The following is a 25832-nucleotide window of genomic DNA, read 5'->3' on the forward strand; positions in this document are numbered from 1 at the left end:
GCCATGATGAGGAGCCATACCGTCCCTGGCTCCCGGCAACTCCCCTGCCCTGAAGGACAATAAGAGCTCTGATTTATCCCTTGAGTTTATTGATCTTGCTTAGGTAAGCATAAGCGGCAACAAAAGCTGGCTCCTGAAACTGCTTGAGCTCGGTATCGCGAAAATCGATATACAGGGGAGTCTTCTTCAGCTGAGCCTTGATCTCGGTCGGAGCCATCAGCTCAGTCTCGACGGATGGGATCAGCTGGATTGCTGACTCAAGCTTAAAGCTGGTTGCACTGCCGGCCCACTTGCCACGCTGATCACGCTGCTGGATCACCACCTGCTCAACCTGATAATCTTCCAGCAGCTTGGAGAACGCAAACTGAAAGTCACGGATCTGCTGAGTATCATTGCTATCACTAATGGCGAACTTACGTTGCCGACAATCGGGGATATCAAATACATCACCGTCCAGCGTTAGCAGGCAGATATTCGCCTCACCACCTTTTAACTCAACACCACAAACTCTCATTTCGCTATCCAATCTTTTGCAAAAAGAAGTCATTGTACCTCAGGCCCTGTTGACGTTTCCAATTTTGAACCTGTTGCCCCCGAAAATGTTCTGTTCGCGACGCGAATCATGTGGTTTAGTGGCTCTAAATGAGTAATATGCACAATGAACCGGGCTTTTTCAGGCACAACTGCGTATTATCGCGATGGCGATCACCGAATAATATGATGTCGATCACCTCAACATCCCGTCTCACAGACTGGGTTATTTTTTACCCTGAGTGATCGGCATCCGTCAACTCTGCGGTGATTTTTCTCATCGATTCTCCGCATAATTCTACACGGATCGCTCCATGAACCAGACGATCCAGGATCGCATCCGCATGGGTTGATTCACCGATCATTGTGTGCCAGTGCTCCAGCGGAAGCTGGCTGCCGATCAGTGTGGCTCCGTGACCATGGCGAGCATCGATTAACTCCAGTAGATCGCTACGCTGAAGCGCATTCAGCGACTCCAGTCCCCAGTCATCGAGGATCAGAAGCGGCGTGTTTCTCAACTGAACCATCAGCTTTCGATAGCTGCCATCAGCCTGAGCCAGCTGCAGTTGCTCCAGCAGCTCTTTAAACCGGAAGTAGCGAACCCCGAGTCCCTGCAGACAGAAGTGATGGCCCAGGGCGCAGGCCAGATAGGTTTTCCCGCACCCGGTCGCCCCGGTCAGGATCAGAGTCTGCCCCAGGCTAAGCCAGTATCCCTCTGCCAGTGAGCGGATCTGGGCTCTATGCAAGCCGCGATCACTTCGATAATCCAGTTGCTCCAGATTTGCCTGCAGCCGGAATCGGGCCTGCTTGATAAGGCGCTCGATCCGCCGCTGAGACCGATCCGTCAGCTCCTGCTCCAGCAGCAGGCTGAGTCGCTCTTCGAACCCGAGTTCCTGGTAGTGCCCGGGTTGCTGATGTTGCCTTTCCAGGGCATCCCGGATACCACTTAGTTTCAGCTCCCGAAGTTGCTGTTTGAGTTGTTCTGTCATCTTTGATCCTTAGTGATAGTAGCCTGAGCCACGGATATTGAGGTGAGTGAGCTCCGCCAGACGATCCGGCTGAGTTTCGGGCAGTGGCTGGCCATCCAGCCCCTTTTCCAGGATGGAGCGGATCCCTTTCTGATAGTAAACGCCCGTTCGGTCTGCTCGCTGGCAGGCCGCTTCTAAGCGGGGGCGTCCATATCGCTTTTCCAGGTTGAGGATCCCAAGGCTGGCCCGATATCCAAGCTCCGGGTGGGACTTTCGGTAGAGCAGCTGTTTGATCACCGCAAGCGTGGAGGGGCCTATCTCCTGAGCCCAGTTCAGAAAGCGTCCCGGGGTCCATTGCATCTGCTTTTGGTGTGCGACCGGCATATGATCGGGGTGGGTGGTTTGCCCTCCCTGCTGATAGCTGCGTGGATGTGTCGCGACACAGCGACCACCATGATAGATCCGTACCAGGTTGTCGCAGATATGCGCTTCAAGCTTGCGTTTGAGCAGGGTATAGGGAACCGAGTAGTAGTGCTTGTCGAGCTCGATGTGATAGTCGATATGAACCCGAACCGCCTTCACCCGGGTGAACTGATAGGGGTTTTGAGGCAGCGATTTGAGCACCGGTTTGTCTAGCAATTCAAACTGTGATTTACGGCTTCCCGGCAGCTTCTTGAACGGGCGATTGTTCAACTCGGTGAGCAGAGCCCCGATCCGCTGGTTTAGCTGAGCCAGACTGAAGAAGGTCTCATGGCGCAGTTTTGCCAGGATCCAGCGCTCAACGATCTGCACGCCCACCTCAGCCTTGGCTTTATCTTTGGGCTTGTAAGGACGGGCAGGAAGCACTGCAACACCATAGTGTGCAGCCAGCTGCTGATAGGTAGGATTGAGATCTGGCTCGTAGCGACACGCTCTACTGACTCCGCTTTTGAGATTATCCGGAACGATCATCTCTGGTACTCCCCCCAGAAATTCGAAGGCCCGTTTATGGCTCATCACCCAGTCTTCCAGCCCCTGACTCAAGGTTGCATCGGCGTAGGTGTAGCTGGATGCACCCATCACAGCGACAAAGATCTGAGCCCGACGCTCCTCCCCAGTCCTCGGATCCACGATGGGCACGGTTGGACCGCAGTAATCAACAAACAGTTTTTCACCGGCTTTATGGCTCTGACGCATTGAGGGAGACTGGCATTTACGCCACTCACGATAACGCATGCAGTAATGGTTATAGCTGTAGTGGTTCTTGGGATGTCGCTCAGCATACTCCTCCCACAGGAGTTGTAGCGTCATCCCTTTGCGTCTGAGCTCCTGATGGGCCACGGCCCAATCCGGCAGAGGAGGTGTCTGACGAACCGTGATCCGGGTCTCAAGGAACTCACGGCGCAGCCGCTCTTCATCCCACTCAGCAGGCAGAGGCCATTGGCATAGCCCCATCTGTTGGGCCCTTTTGCAGTAATTGGACACAGTCGACGGAGACACAGACAGGCTGCTTGCGATCTGGCGGTGACTCAGGCCGCCTTGGTACTTGAGTCTGAGGATCTCTTTGAGTTTTCGCATGGTGATATGCACCGTTGGCATGGCTGGCTCTCCGCTCGAGGTCAAACAGAGAGCATAGCCGGTTAAAAAAACACCTGCGAAACGGGAGTTGAAATGAATAACATTTCGGTCGGGACTGCATAATATTCATGCCGATCACCCAATAATATAAAACTCAAAAGTGATCGCCATCGATATTATTGAGCGATCGCGATCGATATTATTCAGTGATCGCTATCGATCTTATTGGGTGATCGCGATGGACCAAAAAACGCACACAACCCGAAGGGCAGTAGCTATTTTTCTCCTCCCAGCGGCGCTATCATATATTCATGTAGCGTAACTACACCGCACATCTTCTGCCTTGCCGAATGAAAAATTACCAACTGCAGAACCAATCTGAAGCGTCAACAGTGCCTCGTTAATCACAAGCGTGCTTTGTTTTGTAGGTGCTGCACCTCTCAAAACAGGCCGAGCAAAGAGGATTAATGGTAAAAATTCTCTCCTGCCCTCTGGCGCTCCTGCATCGGGACCTCAATCCCAAAGGCCTTTAAGCGCTCCAGATCAAAGGCGATACCGACCGGAGGCCATTCGGGGAAAACCTGGGAGATCTGCTCTCCCTGTAGCAGGCGATCCATCATCCGGGCGGTCTCTATCCCCATCTTGGTGAGATCCGGGAAGATAGACAGGCTTGCGCCCCAGCCATGCATCACATCCTTGCGCCCCAGCCCCAGCAGGGGTTTGGTGGCATGATCTGCGACAGCCTGGGCAAAAGCTTCCTGAACCCCCATGGTATCGTTCGGGCTGATAAAAAGATCCACCTGAGAGTTGAGCTCTTTTATATGAGGAATCGCCAGCCGCGCCATTCGCTTATCGCCGGTTTCACTTTTCACAAAGGGGATCTTGCGTTTAAGCAACTGAAAATGACTAAACTCGGGCTGTTGCAGGGCGGCCTCAAGCCAGCGATTATAACTATGGGAGTGCGGCATGTCGGCATAGATCAAGCCAATGGTTCGTGCCTTTGGCATAGCCCTTTGGATAAAGCGCAGCCTCTGTTCAACCCGCACCGGGTAACTCACCCCGGTAAAGTTATGTTTGGGAGGCATCTCGAAATCATCAATTACACCAATCCCTATCGGATCGGTCACTGCGGTGAAGACAAAGCTCTTATTGCCGCCTAAGGCAAGGGTTTTAAAAGCAAGAGTGGCTATGGTTCCGCTCAGATAGACCAGATCATAATCATTGTGCTGCTCACGCCTGAGCCAAAGGCTCCGGGCCTTTTCCTCACTGTTACCCAGGGAGTAGTATCTAAGTTGCAGGTTCTTTCCTGAAACATAACCAAGGCGCTCCAGCTCCGCCAGCATAGATTTTCGCACCGTGGAATAGGGCTCCCCCTGGAGTGAATCGATGAGCAGGATCCTGTATGGGTTGTCCTCTCCCCGGGGGGAAGAAGCTTCGGCAGCTGAGATGAGAAACAAGGCAAGGAGCCCTGTAAGCAAGGGCTGAAAACAAAGCCTCCGGAGGAGACAGCTTATTCGAAACCTGCGCTGATGGCGATGCAGTGACATACCCATTCCTATGCTCGAAAAGTTGAAGCCATTAAGGGATCAGGTTATCCCCCGCGCGATGTAACTCGGCAAAAGGAGGCTCAACGCCAAAGCTATGCAGCTTCCCCAGATCAAAGGCAACTCCCACAGGGGGCCAGCGGGGATAGATCTCCTTAAAAGGTTTCCCTTCAAAGATCTCCCTGAGCATCCAGGCACTTTGTTTTCCAACAGCCACCAAATCCGGGTAGATTGAGAAGCTCGCTCCCCAGCCATCCATCACATCTTTGCGGCCCAAGCCTAACAGGGGCTTGGTTGCATATTGATTGACGATTTCAGCAAAGGGCGCCTGCACCCCCATCTGATCATTGGGGCTGATAAAGAGATCAACCTGCTCATCCATCTCGATGACATACTGCCTGGCAAGGCGAGCCATCCGTTTGTGTCCGGTGTCGGTTTTGACGAATGGGACCTTTTGTGAAAGAAGCCGCAACTCTTTAAATTCGGGCTTGTTGAGGGCCGTCAAAAGCCAGCGGTTATAGCTGTGTGATTGGGGCATATCCGCATAGATGAGACCAATGGTCCTGGCTTTGGGCATGACTCTCTGGATAAAGCGCAGCCGCTCTTCGACTTTAACCGGGTAACTTACCCCGGTGAAATTATACTTAGGAGGAGCATCAAACTGCTCTATCACTCCCACTCCAATGGGATCGGTAACAGCTACAAACACGAAGGGCTGCTCAGAATTCAGGGCCAAATCTTTAAAGGCGCGAGCAGCAATGGTTCCCGCAAGGTAGATCACGTCATAACGAATATCCTGTTCGCGCCGTGACCAGATGGAGCGGGCCCGCTCCTCACTATTTCCCAATGAGTAATAGCGTAGCTTAAGGTTTACTCCCTGTTTGTACCCCACCCTTGCAAGCTCCTTGAGCATCGATTCCCGTACGGTTTGATAAGGCTCACCCTGTTGGGAGTCGATGATTAACATGCTCTTTTCGCGGGTGACTTCCCCCTCAGATGAGATGCCAGGCAGCGCAATAAATGCTGCAAAAAAGCAGCTCAAAATCCAGTACATCTTTAAATCTAATGGGGTCAGTTGCATTGGATCACACCTGTCATACATCACAAGGCACAGCTAAAAGCAGCCGCTTAATCCATCAGGGCTCTGACCTTAAGCATAACACCCCTGTATCAGAGTGAATGAGAATCACTCCGCGAGCCACCGAACAAGTGACTCTCCAGGAAGCGGATTTCATTTTGCCAATCCTTCAATTGCTGGTCGTGTTTCACATCTATTGTTGATGTCTGATTTCACGTCTCACCAACAGGGTGTGTATCCGTCCATGGAACCTCTGCTGCCGCATCCTGGCGACAGAAGGTTGGTGACCTTGAAATCAGTACACCTTTGTATGAGCAACCGATCTGAGACATAACCCAATTGCTATACTCAAGAGGGACTCCCATAAGAGGTCGCCTATGCCAATCAACCGATCCGATGGATTCACCTTGATCGAATTGATCGTGATCATTGTGATCATAGGTATCCTGGCTGCCGTCGCCGTTCCAAGGTTTGTCTCTCTGAGTGATGATGCCAGCGCCTCCGTGGTATCCGGAACTGCCGGAGCATTTTCGGGCGGGATCAACCTGGCACATAGCAAATGGATAGCCGGTGGTTATACCGGGCCGGTTGATAACCTGCAGGTCTATAGCGGCGGAGCTGACGGCCAACTTGATATGAATGCATCCGGCTGGCCCGCTCAAAGCTACCCGCCTTTTGAGGCAAATCCAACCCTGAATAATGTCGATGACTGTCAGACGGTCTGGGAAACCATTTTGAGTGGTAACAGCCCGAAAGTCGCAGCCGATGGATCCGAGGAGTATACGGCTGTATACCTTGGCACCGGACGTTGCCGATACGAACTAACAGCCAACACCAACCTGTCTTTCTCCTATGACTCAAACACGGGTGAAGTCAGCATAGATGCCGATCCAGACAGTTAAAGGAACTGCACCCAGTGAGGCTCTGAACATCTTCAGGGGCAACAGGTTCAACATTGGAAACGTCAACTGAGCCTAGATCGAAATGGATCGCGAGGATGTTCTCATCTCACAAAACACCCACTCCATCTCCCGGTCACTGAGAGTCATGCTGGCCCAATCCAGAGGCTGCATGCCTATTACATTTTTCTGCGACACCATACCCCGGGGCGACTCACTCAGAAGATACCTTGCCAGCGCCAGTTTCGTTGCCCGTAGCTCAGGCTCCGCTTCCTGATTCTTCATCACCCAGTGTAAAGGGGTCGCTTCATAGATGTTGGGCTGATCCCGCCAGCAATTGTGATGATAGGTCTTGAAAAAACCAAGATTGCCTGACTCTGCTGCGATATGAAACGGGGTAAAGCCATGCTGGTCGGCAAAAAAACTGTTCCCGGAAAGCCCCCACAGCTCAGGTTGCATCGGCTGGGAATGCAATAGTGCAAAGTGCAGAAAGCTTTGTCCAAACGCATTACGTCTGGATGCTAACTTGAAGTTAAGCTCAAGGGCCACCGGCAAAAGCTCCAGGCGTCCCAGCAAAGCCAGCAGGTGCATCAGGGTATTACCATACTGATCCTCCTGATGAGCGTAGTACCTCAGTGAGTGATAAAAATGGTATTCATTGTGGGGCCTTAGCAACTCCTGCCAAAACCCTGAGTCCAGCTGACGCTCGGGATCAAAAAACAGCTGTCTCAGTGAGACCAGGCGCTTGTTGCTGCGGCAACGGCGAACAAGTTCATCTTCGGTGATCTGTGACATCTCTCATCTAATCTGCTTGATTCACTCAGCTAAATTACAGGCAGGAAATCCTGTGGGCTGGAAATATACCCATCATGGGGGGCAATGATTCAGGAGCAAGCGGGTAGCTCGCTGCTATTTAATGAACACTCAGGCCTGGCTCTCCGGAATAAGCTCAGGCTGACGTTCGGCATGCTGCTTAAGACGCCAGTTGAAATAGTCCTCCTGGAAGATACACATCCTGTGGGTCGTTCGGTAGCGGCCGTTGATAAAAAACTCGTCTTTGAGGGCTCCCTCAAACACAAACCCAACCTTGGTATAGATATGGATCGCCTTCTTATTCTCTTCATCGACGATGAGGTAAAGCTTGTGGAGGTTCAATACCGAGAAGGCGTAGTCGATAGCCAGGCGCGTCGCTATGGTTGCATAGCCCATTCCCTGATGCCTTGGCTCTAGGATGATCTGAAACTCAGCCCGCCGGTGGATGTGATTGATCTCAACCAGCTCAACCAAGCCCAGCTTCTCTTGCTGGTGCTCGATGATAAAGCGCCGCTCACTCTGATCATGGATATGTTTATCGTAGAGATCGCTGAGCTCAACAAAAGCTTCATAGGGCTCTTCAAACCAGTAGCGCATGATGCTGGCATTGTTGTCCAGTTTATGGACGTAATACAGATCCTCCCGCTCCAGCGGCCTTAAACGTATCTCAGTATCCCTCATCCGTCACCTGCCCTTCATTCCATTTGTACTCCCTGCCATCCTAGCATGAAGTGGAAGCTTGGTTGTAATCCTGATGAGGCTTACGCCCCGCGACTCTTATTTGTGATGGCGACTCGGCCACAAGGTGTAGATCAGAGCCCCCAGGATCACCAAGCAGAAAAAGCTTAAAAACGGATGGCCATAGAGCCAGCCAAGCAGAGGGTGCTGGTGATTTAACAGATCGCCCAGTCTTATGTGATTTGAATCCATCTATGCCTCCCTGTTGCAAAAATGAACACAAGGTAAACCATAGCTATTTTCTTCCACTCAGAGAACTGAGTGTGTGAAGCAGATCGCATCTTGTTTAATAAGACAGGGTTTCGACAGATTAAAAAGGATCTGATAATGCCGCGCCGATTGAACGCCACGAATACATAAAAATTCACACCATGATGAGCCTCTTAAGGGCAAGGCTCACCATGTGCAACTACAAAGCGGTTTTCAGGATGAGAAGAGTGAGAACAAAATCGCCGAGATTGCCACCAGCCCAATCAGAGTGACAAAAACATTGGCTACTGTGCCTCTGAACTTTTTCAGTGCCGGCACCCGATGAATCGCATACATGGGCATGATAAACAGCAACATGGCGATGACGGGGCCTCCCAACATCTCGATCATTCCCAGAATACTGGGGTTGATCGTTGCCACCAGCCAGCAACTGATCAACATAAAAATAACGATCGATTGCTGCAAGCCCTTTTCATGAATGGTTTTATTTTTTGCTCGCATATATTTCACCAGGATGCCATGCAGCCCTTCACTGGCTCCCATATAGTGACCCAGAAAAGATTTACAAATAGCAACAAAGGCAACGATAGGAGCCGCGTATGCAAGCAGGGGGGTATTAAAATGATTTGCCAGATAGGAAAGGATCGGAATATTTTGCTGTTTTGCTTCCAGCAGATTTGCCGGAGAGAGGCTGAGCACACAGCTAAAGGCGAAGAACATCACGGTCGCCACCATCATCAGGTGGCTGAACTTCATGATCCGGCAGCACTTCTTGTCTGCATACTCACCATATTTTTGTTTCTGAGTGACCGCAAAAGTTGAGATAATTGGCGAGTGATTAAATGAAAATACCATCACCGGGATAATCAGCCACATCGCCATCATAAACCCATGGCCACCACTGGCCTCAACACTGGCAGTAGTTTGATGAAACAGTGCCGTGCTCCAGTGGGGGATCAGATACAAAGAGAGCAGAATAAGCACGGTGACAAAGGGATAAACCAAAATACTCATCGCTTTGACCATAATATCCTGACCAAAGCGAACTATGCTCATCAACATTAAAATCAATACCAGCGATAGCAGGGCTCTTGGGGGGCCGTAAATCCAAGCTGATGCACGATAAAACTCTCAGTGGTATTGGTGATCGCTACCGCATACATCAACAATAGGGGCCAGATTGCAAAAAAGTACAGCAGGGTGATGACACGCCCAGAGAACTTACCAAAATGCTCCTCGACCACCTCGGTAATATCATCTTTTGCCGAAGAGCCCGAGAGCACAAAACGACATAAGGCCCTGTGAGAGAGATAGGTCATGGGAAAGGCCAGGATCAGCATGGTGAGCAGGGGCCACAAGCCTCCAAGTCCGGCATCGATCGGCAGAAACAGCACCCCTGCCCCAATCGCTGTCCCGTAAAGGCCCAGCATCCATACCGTATCCTGAGACTGCCATTTGGTATGAGGAATCCTGCTTCTGTTATCCGCAACGCCATCCTGAACCGGGAGATCCAGCTCGATTGACTGGTCTTTTTCCATAGACATATTAACTACCTCTGTGATAGCAAAAAGGCCATGCCTCCACCCCTGTATAATTCCCCGGACAATAGAACTCCCTCCAAAGTTTAAAAACTTTGGAATGAATACCCTTACACGCCGGGCATGGATATTGAAGAGAGTTATCTCTGAGAAACCAAGTGAATATTCAACTGAATATTTTATTGATTATTCACAACTTCAGTAACTGGATTGGATTCATGACCATATAGAGTGTTGAACGAGAGATTTATAACTGCGACCGCATTAGATTCTCTTATTATTCTTTGAAAAACACTCACTAAATATCAAAAAATAGACCCTGATCCCACTGTAACAATAGATCATTGATCCTATAAGTTTTAGGAGTAAACACTCATAAAAATGGCATAATTCCTGCGTCGACCGGATTAATTGTACCCACCTCAGTAGTTAAGTGATCAGGATGCAGCTAATTCCTATTTAGATAATCTGTGAGTCATTTAGCCCGTTGTCAGCATGGATGCTGGCATCGAGCATACAGGATGTACTTGCTGCGTGGCGCAAATGACTCATGGATTATCAGAATAAGCTGATTCCCCTTCTTCCATGATTGGTATTAGCCCCCCACACCATAGCCAAAGATCAGGCATATGGCACGTATACAGGAAAGATGTTGGAGCTGGTGAAACAACTGGCGAAATGGCAGATGAATTTGTGATCGGGTTACAATAATGAGATGACGAACGGGAGTGACCTGCGATCACTCCCGTCACCCTGCTGCCTGTAATCTTTTACCAATCGGTGAAGCTAAAGCCGATCCCCGCACTATTGGTATAGTGGTTATATTCAATCAGGCTCTGGCCATAACCGGTGAACAGCTGCACATATCCATGCAGATGCTCATAGATGGGGAAGCTCCAGGACAACTGGGTCGAGCCCTTGCTAAAGCCGCTCTCCAGGTTATTTCTAGAGATAAGGGAGAAAGTATTACCATGGACCTTATAGTCGATAATAAACTGCCCGTGTCCCAGGTAGTCATAGATATCCGGGTTATAGTCCCGACTCTCCATGAAGCCATGGAGGCGAACCCAGGGCTCAAGCTGCAGCTCCCAGTGATCATTAAACTGGAAGTTAACATTGGCATACACCCGGTTCCAGCTTCGCTCCAGATCCCCTCCCCGGCCATTGGATTGGTGGACAAAGCCTGAGCGAATACTGTCGATGTAGAAGGGCTTCTCATCTTTGAAGTCATAGCGAACAAACATCTCAGGCTCATAGTTGGTCTCGCGGAAAAACGCGGATTCTGCATAAGCCTGCCAGTAGGAAAGCTGGGTGTAGGCAAAGTCCCAGGAGAAGTTGCTTCCCAGAATGTTTTCCCACAGAGGAGTCTGGAAGCTAAACTGGAACTTTATCTCCTGGCGCTTATTGAGCTCCTCACTCACCCCGGTCTGCTGCGGCATCTGGGTGTAATAGAACGGCAGGAAGTAGCTGGGTTTATAGGGTCTGAATACCAGGTCCCGCTTGCTCTGCTCAATCTTGTCCTGCTGCTGATCAAGATTTTCCTGGGCCTTAGCTATCTGCTCTGATTTCTTCTGCAGCGCCTGAGCATGCTCAGGCTCGCTGTGGGATACAGGCTGTTTGCTCTGCACCAGTAGTGCTTGCAGCTTATCCAGTTGCTCCTTCTGAGCCGCGAGCTGCTGAGCCTGCTGCTGTAACTGCGCTACCTGGGTCCTGATGGTTTCAGCTTGCTGTTTTACAAGCTGAGCATTGGTTGCTGAGGTTTGTGTAACCGGCTCTTGTGCCTGTACCGCCAAAGAAAGAGGCGAAATCATCAGTCCCGCCAATACAGTGGATATTTTTTTGTTCATTCGAGTTCCCGCTCTGCTCACCCTCATTGCACCTGTCTGCCCATGACTCAATCGCGAATCACTGGCGGTGGCACCCTATCTACCAATATAGTAAGTTTTGGTGCCAATTGACTATAAATTATCGGCTTATTGCTCCCTGGGTTCATCCCTACGACATCGCCCGCCTCTTTGTGTTGAGCTATTAATCTCAGCCGGCAATTTCACCAGCCTCGGGAGAGTCATTGCAAGAGAGGCACTCCAGGACTAACGAAGCCACTGCTGCTGTAACTTATGGGGATCCCCAAGGTATTCGAGTAGCCACTCCAGCGGAGGAGAGGTTCGCTCGGCGTGCCAACCAACACAGCAATGGCTGGCTGAGCGAGGGTTTTCCAGAGTTTTCTCAATCAGCTCACCACGGCGGATCAATGGCTCAGCGATATGTTTAGGCATGACGCCGATCCCAAGACCTGCGCAAAAGCAGTCGATGGCACAGTGCCAGTTAGGAACCACTAATCGACGCTGATTATCCAGTAACCAGGTTGTTCGCTTGGGCAGATAGCGGGAGGTATCCTCCAGGGTGATAGAGGGGTATTCGCGAACCTCCTCATCTCGCAGTGGCCGCTGATAGAAAGCCAGTGGATGGGTGGGGCTCACCACAAAGCTCCAGTCGAGCCGACCCATCTCCCGATAACTCACCCCTCCCCCGACCGGGATCGCCATAGTCGCTCCGATGGCGATATCGGCGCGGTTATCGGCCAGGGCCTCCCAAACGCCGTTATAGACTTCCATGCTGATCAAAAGCTCAACATCCGGGTAAGCCTGGTAGAAGTCGCGAACCAGGGTGCTGACCCTCTCCGAGCGGACCACATTATCCAGCGCCACACTCAAGCTTTGTTGCCAGCCATGGGCGACGCGCTGGGTCTGATGACGGATGGCGTTCATCTGCTTGAGGATCAACCGGGCTTCCTGAACAAAATATTCGCCGGCAGCGGTGAGAGAAACACTCTTTGATTGACGCTCAAACAGTTTTACTGCCAGTTGTTGCTCAACCTGACGGACCGTATAACTGACGGCGCTGGGAACCCGATGCAGCTCCTGGGCCGCAGCCGTGAAGCTTCCGCAGCGTGCGACCGTATCAATCACTCTTAAATCATTGCGTGAGAACATATGCTTTCAAAAATTTTAAACACAACTGACAAATATTAGCGCTCCACGGCCAAATTAACCACTTATACTGCCCCGCAGAGAGATATTTGACCCTTGAAGGATAATAAAATGAAAACGCGCATCAGCCTGGGGATTATTGTATGGCTGTCGGGATTGAGCATGCTGAGCTTCCTGGCCACTGACATGTATCTGCCTGCCTTTGCCAGCATGCAGCAGCAATTTTCTACCGGCACCAGTCAGATTGGGTGGACCCTGAGTATCTTCCTGCTGGGAATGGCGATCGGCCAGTTGGCTTACGGCCCCCTGTCGGATCGCTTTGGGCGGATCCGCATGCTCTGTGTTGGTCTGTTTATCTTTATCATCGCCTCTTTGGGCTGTGCCTATGCCCCCAATATCTATCTGCTGATGACCAGCCGCCTGTTTCAGGCGATTGGCGCCTGCGCCGCATCGGTGATCTGGCAGGCGATTATCATCGATCGCTATGAGTCTCCCCTAAGTGAGCGGCTGTTTGCCACCATCATGCCGCTGGTCGCCCTCTCACCGGCCCTGGCTCCCCTGGCTGGCGCGGTGCTGAATCATCACCTGGGATGGCAGAGTATCTTTCTGGTGCTGATGATCATTGGTTTAGTTCTGGTTGCCTTTAGCCTGCGCCAGACCGATAAGCGCCCTGAGATTCCCGCACAGGACAAGCTCAGTGGCTGGAAACAGATGAAGCTGGACTACCGCCAGATCCTGAGCTCAGCACAATTCAATGGTAATACCCTGATCTTTGCAGCCTGTGCCGCCACTTTTTTTGCCTGGCTCACCGGCTCTCCCTTTATCATGACAGAGCTGGGTTACTCCGCCTCGGCCATCGGCCTGAGCTACCTGCCGCAAACCATCGCCTTTGTTGCCGGTGGTTATGCCTGCCGGGCCCTGCTGACCAAGATCCCCGGGCATAAGCTGGTTCCCTGGTTCTTAGGCCTGTTTGTGCTGGGGGTGCTGCTGATGACTGGGATCGCCTGCTTCTACCGCCCCACCACCATCTGGCCGCTGCTGCTGCCATTTTGCCTGATTGCGGTCGCCAACAGTGCCCTGTATCCGATCGTCATCAACCAGGCCCTGGGTGAATTTAAAAACTGTGCGGCCACCGCCTCCGGCTTGCTGAATTTTCTGCAGACCATGCTGAGCTTCCTGATGAGTGCTCTGGTCTCCTGGCTTGCCAGTGATGGAATGCAGGCCGTCACTCTGGTGATGCTCAGCCAGGCGTTTCTGGTCCTTCTCGGATACGCTGTCAGTCGCTACCGCGCTCGCCCACAGCTCCAGACCGCCAGCTCCCTGTAACCGTTATTTTCTCATGGCTGCCCCCGCGGCAGCCATGCCCCCTGCGCATCCCCGACTATTTACACCTCGAGTTTCATCTACAAACTTTCTAATACCCCATCCGGTCCGTGAGGCAAACTCCCGGCCAAGAATCTTCCGACCCGTACCAGCCTTAAGTTCCGTCTAAAAGGCGATGGCTCGTTTACTCTTTAGCTTTTCCAAACAAAAACAATATTTTAGATAGAGATCACAGATGAATGTTAATTTTTTGCAACAGGACGCACTTGTAAATTAACATCTCCATGACGTCAACCTCTGACCTCTTACATCCAAGCCTTTATAAAAATAAAATTACCTGGAGCCTTCAATGAATCAACGAACCCTATCGGCCCCGGCGCTGTTATTCGCCTCGGTCACCGCCATTCTGGGATCCGGCTGGCTTTTTGCCGCCTATAACACAGCTAAATTTGCCGGACCTGCCGCTATTCTCTCCTGGGTGATCGGCGGCTTTTTGATCATGTTTGTCGCTTTCGTGTTTGCCGAGCTGACCACCATGCTGCCCATCACAGGCTCCAGTACCCGGATCCCCCAATTTACCCACGGCACCCTGGTCGGATTCCTGTTCTCCTGGATTATCTTTCTCTCCTATGTCTCCCTGGCACCGATTGAGGTCCAGGGAGTATTGCAGTACGCCAACTATTTCTTCCCCGGCCTGCTAAAAATCGATGGTGGATTAACACTCCATGGATACCTGGCCGCGGCGGTATTGATGGTTCTGATGAGCGCCCTGAACATCTATTCGCTGCGCTGGCTGATCCGCTCCAATAACTTTCTGACCATCCTCAAGATCATCATCCCGGTTTTTATCTCACTGGTGATCCTGGCCTATACCTACCAGCCGGGAAAAATCATCCATTCGGCTCATTCCAGCTTTGCCCCCTGGGACTGGAGGGGATCCTGACGGCAATTGCCACCGGTGGAGTGGTCTTCTCCTTTAACGGCTTTAAGCAAGCCTGTGAAATGGCGGGGGAAGCGAAGAATCCGCGGCGAGCCATGCCAATTGCCATCATCGGCTCCATCGGTCTGTGCATGGTGATCTATCTCTTTTTGCAGACCTCGTTTCTCACTTCCCTTCACCCGGGCAACATTCTTGATGGCTGGGAGCACTTAAGCTTTTCACACGCCTCCAGTCCACTCACCGGGATCCTGGATCAGGATCGCCAACACTGGATGATCCCACTCCTGTATGTGGGTGCCGTGATCGGACCCCTTGCCGCCGCTCTCATCTATATGAACGGCTCGGCACGACTGCTTTACGGCATGGCTCAGAGTCGCTATCTGCCAAAGATTCTGTCGGTGATGACCCGCCAAGGAAATCCATGGTTGGCGATCCTAGTCAACTTTGTGATTGGTATGCTGTGCTTCGCTCCCCTTCCGGGCTGGCAACAGATGATGGCATTTCTTACCTCGCTGATGGCGATTACCTACTCCATCGGCCCCATCACCCTGATCGCCCTGCGTGAACAACTCCCGGAGCAATCCCGCCCCTTCAAGCTCCCATTTGGCAAGCTGTGGGCCTTTGTCGCCTTTTATATCTGCACCCTGTTTACCCTCTGGACCGGTTGGAGCATTCTCTCCAAACTGGGCATTGCCTTAGTCATTGGCTTGCTGGTGCTATTTGTCTACCGCAAGTTTACTCCCAAAGCAGAACGCTATCCGCTGGCACTGCGTGAATCCGCCTGGATCTGGGTCTACTTTGCCGGGATCACCCTTATCTCCTGGCTCGGGCCATTTGGCAAAGGGATGGGCGTGATCAATTTTGCCGACAGCTTTTGGATCATCGCGCTGTTTTGCCTACTGGTGACCGCAATAGCCATTCGGTTTAAGCTGAGTTCGGCCCAAACCCGCCAGTATGTCGAGGAGCTCAGCCTGGTACAGCAGGCCTGATAGCTACGACTCACCTGAACATGGGCCCCGCCTCAGGCGGGCCCTTTCGCCCGAAGCCACGTAAAAACCTAAAAACATTACCTTTAATATCATGTGATTACACTCTAGATGATATTGATTTTAAATATCATATTGAAATATTAACTCCTGCCCTCCGGTCTTTTAAGCACATGCCGAACAATAAGCCATGAATCAGGTCACTTTTAATCGACATCTCATGAGTACGGCATCCATGGAGAAAAAAATCAGGAGAATCGCCATGAAACTCAAACTCATAACCCTCTCAATCGCAACCGCCCTCTCTGTTGGCAGTTTTGGTGCAATGGCAGCACAGACCGGTGTTTTTGTTCCCAATGATCTAAAAGTTCATGCCATCGATGGTCACTTCGCCAAACAATCCACAGGTTGGCAGGCGTTGTCATCCGGAAAGCATACGCTATTGGTTCAGTATCAGGAGCGGCAGTACCACGGCAACAGGGATCGTCTGCTGCGCTCGGAGCCTTTTACCATCAGGTTTGATATTAGGGATGGACAAAACCTTAGCCTTGGGGCCCACAGCGGCAAAGCGCTGAGCGAATTTAACCTCAACGTGATGCCACGCATCACTCTGATGGATGATGCCAGCCAAAGTTCGGTTGCCTTCGATCTTGGTCAGGCTGATTCGATGCAGATAAAAGACAGTGTGGTGACCCTGCCAAATAACATCCGACTCATTTCGCTGAACGGGGTGAGTGCTGACTCCAGCCAGGTGATCCGAACTCTCAGGCCGGGCAGTAACCAGATGGTGATTACTTACCAGGGGGATTATATTCAAAGCGGTGAAGAGACTCAGCGTATCTATTCTGAGCCGGTCCTCGTCACCTTTGAGGTTACAGCGGGTGATAAGATCAACCTCAATGTACGAGATCCGAATAACCCGATAGAAGCCAGGCAGTTTAAGCTGGCACCGTCGATCAGCATAGATAACCAGATGACGGGTCAGTCGATCGCCTTTAACAGTAGTGTTGCCGATGATCTGATGAATGCAGCAACGCCAGAGCAACTCGCCCTGTCCATTCCATCCAATATCCGGGTGATCTCAATCAATGGCATCGCCAACGGCACTGCAGCCGATCTCAGGGAGGGAGTAAACCAGATGGTTGTCCAGTATCAGGACACCTACCAAACCAGCTACAAGAACATTCAGATCAATTCACACCCCGTGGTTCTTGAGTTTGAACGCCAGGGGGATCAGCAATTGAGCCTGAATGTCCAGCGTGCGACAAACCCGCTAGAGGCGCGTTTGTACACCAGTATGCCGCACATCTCGGTCCTGACTAGTCAGGGAGAGACTTTAACCAGCACTCGCTAGTTCAATGGGCACCCACCCTGGCTTAACTCTTAAGCAGCGCCCGCACCTCGCGGGCGCTTTTTTGTTGCAAAGCCTGCTCGGCCAGCTTCTCACACTGGCTAATGGTCAGGGTTCGTACCCTGTTTTTTACTTTGGCCATCGCATTCAAGGGAACAGAGAGCTCATCAATACCCAGTCCAAGTAAAAATGGGGTCGCCTGTTCGTCCGCGGCCAGAACTCCACTTAAACTCACCCACTTGCCGTGCTGATGTGCAGCCTGGACCGACATCTGGATCAAGCGAAGCACCGCCGGATGCAACGCGTCCGATTTACTGGAAAGCTCAGGATGATCCCGCTCGGAAGCCAATACAAACTGGGTCAGATCATTGGTTCCAATGCTGAAAAAATCGACCTCTGGGGCAAAGTGCTGAGCCATCAGAGCTGCCGACGGCACCTCGATCATCATCCCTAGCCTCAGAGATCCCAAGGCGACGCCCTCATCTCGCAACCCCTCCCAGACATCAAAACACAGGGCCCTGGCCTCCTGCCACTCGCTGTAATCTGTGACCAAAGGAAACATCAGATAACAACGTTTTGAGCCTGCGGCCCTTAGCAGGGCTCGCAACTGTGTTGCCAGTAATTGAGGATGTTTAAGGCCATAACGGATGCCGCGAACCCCCAGAAAAGGATTATTCTCATGCAGCGAGTCGAGATAGGGCAGCATCTTATCTCCCCCCACATCCAGAACCCGAACGATCAGGGGACGATCCCCAATCGCCTCATAGGCCCGGGCATACTCCAGCATCTGCTCCTGCTCGGTGGGCTCCTCTGCCCGAGCCATAAACAGAAACTCGGTTTTAAACAACCCGACCCCATCCGCACCACTGGCGATGGCATCCTGGGCATGGGCCGCGGTACTCAGGTTCACACAGACCCGGATGGTTCGACCATCCAGGGTAACGGCTGGCCCTTGCCGGCTGGTTATATCACAAAAGGGAGGGGCCTCAGCCCTGGACTTATTGGCCCGGCGAATATGTCGCAGGCGCTTGAAGCGATTCAGGATGTGGTGAAGAGCTGTATCCATACGTGGCTCCTTGACGAGTCTATCGCCAGCTTACTCTGTTTGCTGGCGATCACCAATCTTCCGGCTCACAAAATGAACACTCGGCTACTTGCTACCCGGCCATTTTAACTGCCAGGGGGTCAGCCAGTTGGCAGGCAGAGTCGCAAGGTGGGTCGATGAAAACAGCTCTCCCGCAGGAGGATTCACCTGATAACAATAATCCCGGCCATTGAGAGTAAAAGCCAGGGCCCAGGCATGAAGATAGCAGCGATCCCCCGAAGAACCGGAGTAGAGAGAATCTCCCAAAATCGGTGACCCTAGGCTCTTGAGGGCAACCCGGATCTGATGGGTCTTGCCGGTCTGGGGCCGCAGTAGAAATGCCCGCATCCCCTCATCGATTGAGTGACTGATAAAGCGGGTGACCGCAGCCTGGTTACGACTGTGCAACAGCTTCCAACTTCCGCGCCTTGCTTTCACCATATCTCCTGCGACCGTCCCCTGCTTTTTCTTCGGCTTACGATCGGATAATGCCAGATAAAATTTGGCCATCTGATGCTCAGCAAACAGTTCGCAGAGCTGACGACAGCTCTCGGGGTTTCGGGCAAGCAGTAACAAGCCAGAGGTGACCTTGTCGAGTCGATGGACAGGCAGCAGGGGCTCCCCCAGCTGTTGGCGCATCAGGGTCACCACGCCCGGCTCCCCGGATTCATCATGAAAACCGATCCCCGGAGGCTTATTGATGAGAACAAACTCAGGCTCAAGGGCAACAATGGGCAGTGGCATGGACGCTGTCATGGTTTTCATCTCAAGAGGTGATGATTCAGAATACAAAATTGCGAGACACGAAGAAAGGAGATGGCGGAGGGGGTGGGATTTGAACCCACGGTGGGCTATTAACCCACGCCGGTTTTCAAGACCGGTGCTTTCAACCGCTCAGCCACCCCTCCACAGATAAAACGGTGTCTCGTTGAGAGCGCGGTGAAGTCTATAGAGCTCACCTGAGCATGTAAATCTTTTTTTTAATCTCAGGCATCGATTGGATAAAACCCCGACAAACCGTAGTGAGTTTAATCAAATATCCTCACCGATCAGCCTCTATTCAGGCTAATCTTAAGATAATTTGTCATCATATAAGAGAAACTCCCATAGCTGATTGATAAGTACGAGCAGATACAGGGACGCACCTTGAAAAAGTGCTCCAACATCCCCACTTTAAAGTGATATATTGCTGTCTCGGTTACAACAACGGATAACCACACCTTTAGGAGAGGCGAATGCATCAACAACCGATCCGCACCGCACCCATGAGTAGTGCTTTAAGCACCAACCAGGTGCTACGCAACACCTACCTGCTGCTGTCGATCACCTTACTGTTCTCGGCCGCGGTGTCAGCTGTCACCATCATGCTGAACCTGCCGTCCCCGGGGCTGCTGATCACCCTGGTCGGTATGTATGGCCTGATGTTTCTGACGGTGCGCAATCAAAATCGTAGTGCAGGACTGCTGTGCATCTTTGCCTTTACCGGCTTCATGGGGTATGTACTCGGCCCGATTTTGAACATGTACTTCCAGAACGGCGGCACCGAGATGGTGATGCTGGCCCTTGGAGGCACTGCCATGACCTTCCTGGCACTTTCAGCCTATGTGCTGATGACAGGGAAAGATATGTCGTTCATGGGCGGCATGCTAGTGACGGGTTTCTGGATCCTGGTTGTCGCCATGATCGCCAGTTTCTTCATCCACCTGCCAGCGTTCCAGATGATGCTGAGTGCCCTGTTTATCCTGTTCTCTTCAGGGATCATCCTGTACAAGACCAGTGAGATTATCCATGGCGGTGAGCGCAGCTATATCTCTGCAACCCTGACCCTGTATGTCTCTTTGTACAATATCTTCCTGAGCCTGCTGAGCATTATCTCCGGCTCCAGCCGCAACTAATCTCTCAAGCAGGGGGCCACTATGCCCCCTGCTTGATTTTCCCCTGCCTCCCTCAAGCCACCAAAATCCCGGGCTACTCCGGTTCACTTCACATTTATACCGATGTGACTATCCCCTTACTCTCTGATGATCTCCCGGCAGCCCTGATACCCCGACAGGCGATGCACTACTGCCCTCTCCCCCTCAAGGAGAGCCACAGATCCCTCCAGTCAATAAATAATGGTCTATTGGACTTACCACTTGTGCTGAAAAAAAAATTTTAAATTATTTTTCAGCATTGAGCCGGTAGCTCCTCTACTTTTGCCCAGCAAACTGCTGAAAATCACAATTGGTATTACCAATTTACCACTATACAACCCCCCTTCAGATGCGTCAAAATGACATCATTGCAAAATTAAAATCATCACTAAGACGGCTTTCTGTATTATCAGCGGAGGATCTATGCAAAAAGGTGCAGCCAAACTTATCGTCGAATGCTTAGAGTTTGAAAATGTTGAGTATGTCTTCGGGATCCCCGGAGCAAAGGTAGACGCAATTTTTGATGCGCTGCTTGACTCCAGGATCAAGGTTATTCTCTGTCGCCACGAGCAAAATGCCGCATTTATGGCTGCTGCATACGGACGCCTGACCGGTAAACCCGGGGTCGTTCTGGTCACATCCGGACCTGGCGTTGCGAATCTATGTACCGGGCTTCTAACAGCCACCACCGAAGGGGATCCGATTGTAGCGATTGGCGGCAATGTTTCCCTGGATATGATGCACAAGGAGTCTCATCAGAACACCGACAACATCGGCCTGATGACACCTGTGACCAAAATGTCATCGGAAATCACCTCGGTCGAAAATATTCCTGAGGTGATCTCCAATGCCTTCAGAGTCGCGGAGTCAGCCTACTCAGGCGCATGCTTCATCAGCGTCCCCCAGAATATTTCTACAGCAGTTCTCAACCGGGAATACCCATGCATTCGCCGTCCGACCCTCTCCTGTGGCCGGGCCAAGGAGTCGGATATCGCCAGTGTATTCCGGGTTCTTGCTGAGTCAAAAAACCCGGTTCTGCTACTGGGGCAGGAAGCATCACGGGATGCTAATGCCAAAGCCATCTGCGAATTTGTAAAAAAACACAGGGTTCCGGTGGTTGCCACCTACCAGGGCGCAGGAGTTATCCCCAAAGAGTTGCTTCAATATTTCTATGGTCGGGTCGGCCTGTTTAAAAACCAGCCCGGTGATATGTTACTTGAGGGCGCGGATGTGGTGGTCTCCATCGGATTCAATCCGGTTGAGTATGATCCCGAGATCTGGAATCTTAATACCAACAGCTCAATTATCCATATCGATTATAAGCCTGCGAATATCCGGGAAGCATATCAACCCAAATTCGAGCTACTGGGGGATATCGATGAAAATATCCGTCTGCTGACCGCCGTATGTGAAATCAACCACCATAACGATCATCCCGAGCTCAGAGCTCAGCTCAATAGCACCATCTCTGCGGGCAGCTCAAAGCTCGGCAAGCCAGGGACGGTTCATCCCCTGCGCTTTTGCTATGAGCTATCCAGGATCATCGATGATGAGACTATTGTCTGCTGCGATATAGGCACCGTCTATATGTGGCTGGCCCGCTATGTCTTTACTCACAATCCCCGGCAGCTGCTGTTCAGCAATGGCCAACAAACCCTGGGCGTCGGACTCCCCTGGGCGATGGCTGGTAAGTTAGCTTTTCCATACAAAAAGGTGATCTCAATCTCGGGTGACGGTGGCTTCCTGTTTTCGGCGATGGAGCTTGAAACTGCGGTTCGGGAGAACATCAATATCAAGCATATTGTCTGGACCGACGGTACATACAATATGGTCAAAGAGCAGCAGCTGCTCAAGTACAACCGGGAAGCAGCTGTTGAGCTTGGAAGAGTAGATATCCCGATGTTTGCTAAGAGTTTTGGAGCCGAAGGTTATCAGGTTTCTTCACCCGAAGAGCTGACCCCGCTTCTTGAAAAAGAGGTGGGAGATAAGCCTGTGATTATTGATGTCAATATCGACTATAGCGATAACGAAGATCTGTTTATCTCAGCCATCGATCCTGAGTGTATTCAATAGATTATTTCCTCTAAGTCCCCCGCCAAATGGGGGACAAAGATCAAGGGAGCCCATTATGAACCTTGTATTCAGCCATAAAAACAGCGCCAGCAGCGCATTTAAGGTCATCGGCAGTGTCGAAGATGTGATTGCCGGTATTATCCAGCCCAGGCTTATCAACCAAACCTTCAAGGCATCGGACTATCAATTCGGATTTGAAGTCGCAACCCCTTGCGGCATCGATAGCATGGGTGAGTCGGTTCTCGTCAACGGCTGGTGCTATACGGCTTCAACCGATAAGCATAGTCAGGAGTATCTATCCACTATCTCGGGACAGGAGTTTCAATCCTCCGGCTGTTTTCTGCTCCCTCAGGGCGAGACGCCATGCAGTAAATTCATCGGCTATGATCTGGCTCTGCCTTATGCTGACTATATTGAAAAGCTATACCGGGAGTTCAATCAGCCACTGCTGTTTGCCGCGACGGTCCAGTTTAAAGAGCTCTGCGCCGCCTACATCGCTAAGGCCCCGGTCTATAATGAAAATATTTTTGAGAACCGGGATATTTACTACTCAGAGCCCAAGATGACATTTCACAATGTGAGCTGCTTTATCATTGGAGCCGTGACAGATTATAACAACCCGTCTCTGTCCGAGGTAAATAACCAGCTGAAAGTGGTGCTCTACCACAACCCATTTGATGAGACCAACTCTTTGAGCTCCCATACCCACGGAGTGACTCTTGATCGCTATCAAGAGCGCTATGAGGATATTCACCCCGATAACGTGGATAAAACACTGCATATTTTTAACGAAGGCTCGATCATTGAAGCCATTCAGGGAGACATTTTCCGGATAGGATCTGTTACTTCGCTCTGAGCTGGAAATACCGAGCGGATCAGACTTGCCTTCCATTGAAGATGATGACAGATATTTGGAGACCGCCAGTAACCTTATCCAATGAAGCCTTCAGCCTGCTGAGCGAGCACACCCAGGATCCCCCGCGATTAGCCAAGGGAGATCAAGTGACATGGTTCCACAATGACAAGGCCCTATACGGGCAGGGTAACGACTTGAAAAATGCTTAGGTTCTGACTGAATCTCTTTAAGATAGGTTTTCTCATCACCAATTTACTCTATAATGGGCGATTATTTGGCTACTCGGTTGTTGACGCCCTTGTCCCTGCAGCATCTCATTCGTCGTACCGTCACGGACAGTCAGTTATTTTTCGCTTTCAAATCACTCATCGCACTGGCTGGGGTGCTGATCCCTGGCCTGCTATTCGGCCACTTTAATGAATCTGTTGTTCTCTCCCTGGGAGTTGTTGCGGGCGCGATTGCCGAAACCGATAGCAGCATTCGCGGGAGATTGAAAAACCTGGCGATGACCATTGGCTGCTTCCTGCTCGCCACTTTTTCAGTGGAGCTGCTTAAACCCTACCCCTGGTTGTTTGGGCTCGGCATTTTCAGCTCAACCTTTATTTTTGTGATGGTGAGTGCCCTGGGCAAACGCTATGCCTCTATCTCTCTGGCCGCCCTGCTGGTTGCCATCTATACCATGCTTGGGATGCATACAACCCCTAACCTATGGTTTCAACCGCTGTTTCTGACCAGTGGTGCGCTCTGGTATGGATTGATCTCACTACTCTGGTTGTGGTTTTTCCCTCACAAGACAGTTCATGAACAGCTGGCACAGCTCTGCTTTACCCTGAGCCACTATCTGCGTGAGAAATCCCGTTTTTTCCCAATTGAGCCCCAGGAGGTTCGGGAGATCCGCCACAACCTGGCCCAGCTGCACGTGCCTTTGGTTCATGCCCGCCATGAGCTATTCGATACCCTGAAAAGCCGGCGCCGAAGCCGCGATCCCGAGTTTCTGGCTCTGATTGAGCAATACAATAAGTTGCTGGAGATCCACGAGCGGGCAATTGCCAGCCATTATCCCTATGCCAGGCTCAACGAAGTGGCCAGTAAAACCGCCCTGATCGCTGGCTTTAAAGAAGTCCTAACCCAGCTGGGAGAAGCCTGCTATCAGCTGGGGCGCGCCATACTGACCCATCAGGCCTATCAACACTCTGCCGGCCTTAACTGGGCAATTTCGGCACTTGACGATCAACTCCAGTTAGCCCACCAAAAAGGTGACTACCCTAGTGAGCTGCATCAACCCCTGCGGTTACTCTGGAGAAACTTAGAGCAGATCAATCAGCGGCTGCAACAATTCCAATCCCTAAGCGAGCAGACCTCTCCACTCGAGATCAAGCTGGGGGATATCCGCTCACATGACTCATCCCTGCCGCTTCTTAAGCTGCTCCGCCGCTATTTCAGCATCGACTCTCTGCAGTTTCGCCATGCCATTCGAATGGGACTATGCCTGGTGGCGGGATACGGGATCCTTGAGCTGTTCCATCTGGAGAAAGGCTACTGGATCCTTCTGACCTGCCTGTTTGTTTGCCAGCCCAGTTATAGCGCTACCCGAGCCCGGCTTCTGCAGCGCATGAGTGGTACTGTTACCGGTCTGATCCTCGGGCTTCCCCTGCTCTATTTCGCCCCGACGATCCAGCTGCAGCTGGTGATAATGGCCCTGTGTGCCTTTTTGTTTTTCACCCAACTGCGTAACCACTACAGCATTGCGGTGATCTTTATTACCCTGTTTGTGGTGTTTGCCTTCAATATCCTGGGCAATGAAGGCTATCAGATCATGCTGCCGCGCCTCGCAGATACCATCATCGGCTCGCTACTCTCTTTTGCCGTTGTGACCCTGCTATGGCCCGACTGGCAAATGCGTCAACTCCCCAAGCTGCTCAGTCACTCCCTCACCGCCAATGCCTGTTATCTGCACGCCGTGATGCGCGATGGCAATGCCTGGCTGCACAGCTGCAGCCACCGTGCCCACCTGGCGGATAACGAGGTCGCCAAAGCCTGGCAACAGATGTTGATTGAACCGGGCTCCTGTCCGAAAGAGGTTCAGTTATGCTACCGATTGAGTGTCAGTAACCATGCCCTGCTCTCCTACATTGCCGCACTGGCCGTGCACATTCACCCTGAATCACGAGCACTCCCCGGGCTACTACGCGCCCAGGCAGATCGTATCGAGATAATGCTCAAGCAAGCCGCGGCATCGGTACAGGCACTCAATCCAGGCGAGCAAGAGCAGATCCAAACCCAGTCTATCATCGCTGAGCAGTCTCAAACCGAGCAGGATATATTCGGCTATCAGCTGCAGCTCATCGAAAATCAATCCCGTAAGATCCTGGCGCTGGCCCAAACCCTGGGGGCAGAACACCTTGAATTTGCCTCCATGGAGGTAAGCCGCTAGGATCGC

Annotated in this window: 21 protein-coding genes, 1 tRNA gene and 1 pseudogene; 9 read left to right on the plus strand and 14 right to left on the minus strand. The window is 51.6% G+C overall.

From position 1 onward, the window contains the following. Positions 1–73 precede the first annotated feature (73 nt). The 5 genes from DB847_RS15395 to DB847_RS15415 form a co-directional block, all read right to left on the minus strand. Positions 74–514, minus strand: a complete 441-nt coding sequence (locus DB847_RS15395; RefSeq protein ID WP_108651496.1) for a DUF3010 family protein — start codon at positions 512–514, stop codon at positions 74–76. A gap of 250 nt (positions 515–764) precedes the next feature. Beyond that, positions 765–1520, minus strand: a complete 756-nt coding sequence (gene istB, locus DB847_RS15400) for an IS21-like element helper ATPase IstB (RefSeq protein ID WP_108649424.1) — start codon at positions 1518–1520, stop codon at positions 765–767. Positions 1521–1529: 9 nt separating this feature from the next. Beyond that, a complete protein-coding gene (istA, locus tag DB847_RS15405) occupies positions 1530–3077 on the minus strand; it encodes an IS21 family transposase (RefSeq protein WP_108649425.1) in 1548 nt (515 codons plus the stop codon). Positions 3078–3520: 443 nt separating this feature from the next. After that, positions 3521–4513 (minus strand): ABC transporter substrate-binding protein, encoded by a 993-nt coding sequence (locus tag DB847_RS15410; protein ID WP_159084660.1) that lies wholly within the window; start codon positions 4511–4513, stop codon positions 3521–3523. Positions 4514–4634: 121 nt separating this feature from the next. Beyond that, entirely contained in the window at positions 4635–5681 is a 1047-nt protein-coding gene (locus DB847_RS15415; RefSeq protein ID WP_159084661.1) for an ABC transporter substrate-binding protein, read from the minus strand. Between the two features lie 374 nt (positions 5682–6055). On the opposite strand from DB847_RS15415, the gene DB847_RS15420 reads away from it, so the two are divergent. Beyond that, complete coding sequence (locus tag DB847_RS15420) at positions 6056–6580, plus strand: prepilin-type N-terminal cleavage/methylation domain-containing protein (RefSeq protein ID WP_108651499.1); 525 nt, start codon at positions 6056–6058, stop codon at positions 6578–6580. Positions 6581–6652: 72 nt separating this feature from the next. On the opposite strand, the gene DB847_RS15425 is transcribed toward DB847_RS15420, so the two are convergent. The 6 genes and pseudogenes from DB847_RS15425 to punR all read right to left on the minus strand — a co-directional run bounded on the left by DB847_RS15425 (position 6653) and on the right by punR (position 12869). Then, positions 6653–7372, minus strand: a complete 720-nt coding sequence (locus tag DB847_RS15425) for an ankyrin repeat domain-containing protein (RefSeq protein WP_108651500.1) — start codon at positions 7370–7372, stop codon at positions 6653–6655. Positions 7373–7501: 129 nt separating this feature from the next. Next, complete coding sequence (gene speG / locus DB847_RS15430; protein WP_108651501.1) at positions 7502–8071, minus strand: spermidine N1-acetyltransferase; 570 nt, start codon at positions 8069–8071, stop codon at positions 7502–7504. Between the two features lie 96 nt (positions 8072–8167). Then, entirely contained in the window at positions 8168–8320 is a 153-nt protein-coding gene (locus DB847_RS24455; protein WP_159084662.1) for a hypothetical protein, read from the minus strand. A gap of 231 nt (positions 8321–8551) precedes the next feature. Next, positions 8552–9876 (minus strand): annotated as a pseudogene (locus tag DB847_RS15435) (serine/threonine transporter). A gap of 770 nt (positions 9877–10646) precedes the next feature. Beyond that, positions 10647–11723, minus strand: a complete 1077-nt coding sequence (locus tag DB847_RS15440; RefSeq protein WP_159084663.1) for a phospholipase A — start codon at positions 11721–11723, stop codon at positions 10647–10649. Between the two features lie 243 nt (positions 11724–11966). Further along, complete coding sequence (punR, locus tag DB847_RS15445; RefSeq protein WP_108651503.1) at positions 11967–12869, minus strand: DNA-binding transcriptional activator PunR; 903 nt, start codon at positions 12867–12869, stop codon at positions 11967–11969. Positions 12870–12977: 108 nt separating this feature from the next. Between punR and punC the strand changes: the two genes are divergently transcribed. The 4 genes from punC to DB847_RS15460 all read left to right on the plus strand — a co-directional run bounded on the left by punC (position 12978) and on the right by DB847_RS15460 (position 17469). Beyond that, a complete protein-coding gene (gene punC / locus DB847_RS15450; protein WP_108651504.1) occupies positions 12978–14192 on the plus strand; it encodes a purine nucleoside transporter PunC in 1215 nt (404 codons plus the stop codon). 346 nt (positions 14193–14538) lie between these two features. Next, complete coding sequence (locus tag DB847_RS26100) at positions 14539–15132, plus strand: APC family permease (protein WP_199911587.1); 594 nt, start codon at positions 14539–14541, stop codon at positions 15130–15132. 59 nt (positions 15133–15191) lie between these two features. Then, on the plus strand, positions 15192–16118 hold the full coding sequence (locus DB847_RS26105) for an APC family permease (protein ID WP_325049084.1): 927 nt from the start codon (positions 15192–15194) through the stop codon (positions 16116–16118). Between the two features lie 259 nt (positions 16119–16377). Next, positions 16378–17469, plus strand: coding sequence for a DUF2057 family protein (locus DB847_RS15460; protein WP_159084664.1), 1092 nt, complete (start codon positions 16378–16380; stop codon positions 17467–17469). Positions 17470–17491: 22 nt separating this feature from the next. Here DB847_RS15460 and DB847_RS15465 read toward each other — a convergent pair whose 3' ends face one another. The 3 genes from DB847_RS15465 to DB847_RS15475 all read right to left on the minus strand — a co-directional run bounded on the left by DB847_RS15465 (position 17492) and on the right by DB847_RS15475 (position 19458). Beyond that, the gene (locus DB847_RS15465; RefSeq protein ID WP_108651506.1) at positions 17492–18532 is read right to left on the minus strand and encodes a phosphoenolpyruvate--protein phosphotransferase; all 1041 of its coding nucleotides are present in this window, start codon (positions 18530–18532) and stop codon (positions 17492–17494) included. An 84-nt stretch (positions 18533–18616) separates the two neighbouring features. Next, positions 18617–19294, minus strand: coding sequence for a TIGR01621 family pseudouridine synthase (locus DB847_RS15470; protein WP_199911589.1), 678 nt, complete (start codon positions 19292–19294; stop codon positions 18617–18619). A gap of 73 nt (positions 19295–19367) precedes the next feature. Then, positions 19368–19458: transfer RNA gene (locus tag DB847_RS15475), tRNA-Ser, on the minus strand. A gap of 327 nt (positions 19459–19785) precedes the next feature. Here DB847_RS15475 and DB847_RS15480 point away from each other — a divergent pair. The 4 genes from DB847_RS15480 to yccS all read left to right on the plus strand — a co-directional run bounded on the left by DB847_RS15480 (position 19786) and on the right by yccS (position 25826). Beyond that, positions 19786–20445 carry a Bax inhibitor-1/YccA family protein gene (locus tag DB847_RS15480; protein ID WP_108651508.1) on the plus strand — a complete coding sequence of 220 codons (660 nt, stop codon included), beginning with the start codon at positions 19786–19788 and terminating at the stop codon, positions 20443–20445. A gap of 441 nt (positions 20446–20886) precedes the next feature. After that, positions 20887–22536 (plus strand): acetolactate synthase AlsS, encoded by a 1650-nt coding sequence (gene alsS / locus DB847_RS15485; RefSeq protein WP_108651509.1) that lies wholly within the window; start codon positions 20887–20889, stop codon positions 22534–22536. 55 nt (positions 22537–22591) lie between these two features. Then, a complete protein-coding gene (locus DB847_RS15490; RefSeq protein ID WP_108651510.1) occupies positions 22592–23392 on the plus strand; it encodes a hypothetical protein in 801 nt (266 codons plus the stop codon). Between the two features lie 274 nt (positions 23393–23666). Further along, positions 23667–25826: a YccS family putative transporter gene (yccS, locus tag DB847_RS15495; RefSeq protein WP_234418413.1), complete on the plus strand. Its 2160-nt coding sequence runs from the start codon at positions 23667–23669 to the stop codon at positions 25824–25826. Positions 25827–25832: the final 6 nt, after the last annotated feature.

The sequence above is a fragment of the Dongshaea marina genome (assembly GCF_003072645.1).
GTDB classification, from domain to species: domain Bacteria; phylum Pseudomonadota; class Gammaproteobacteria; order Enterobacterales; family Aeromonadaceae; genus Dongshaea; species Dongshaea marina.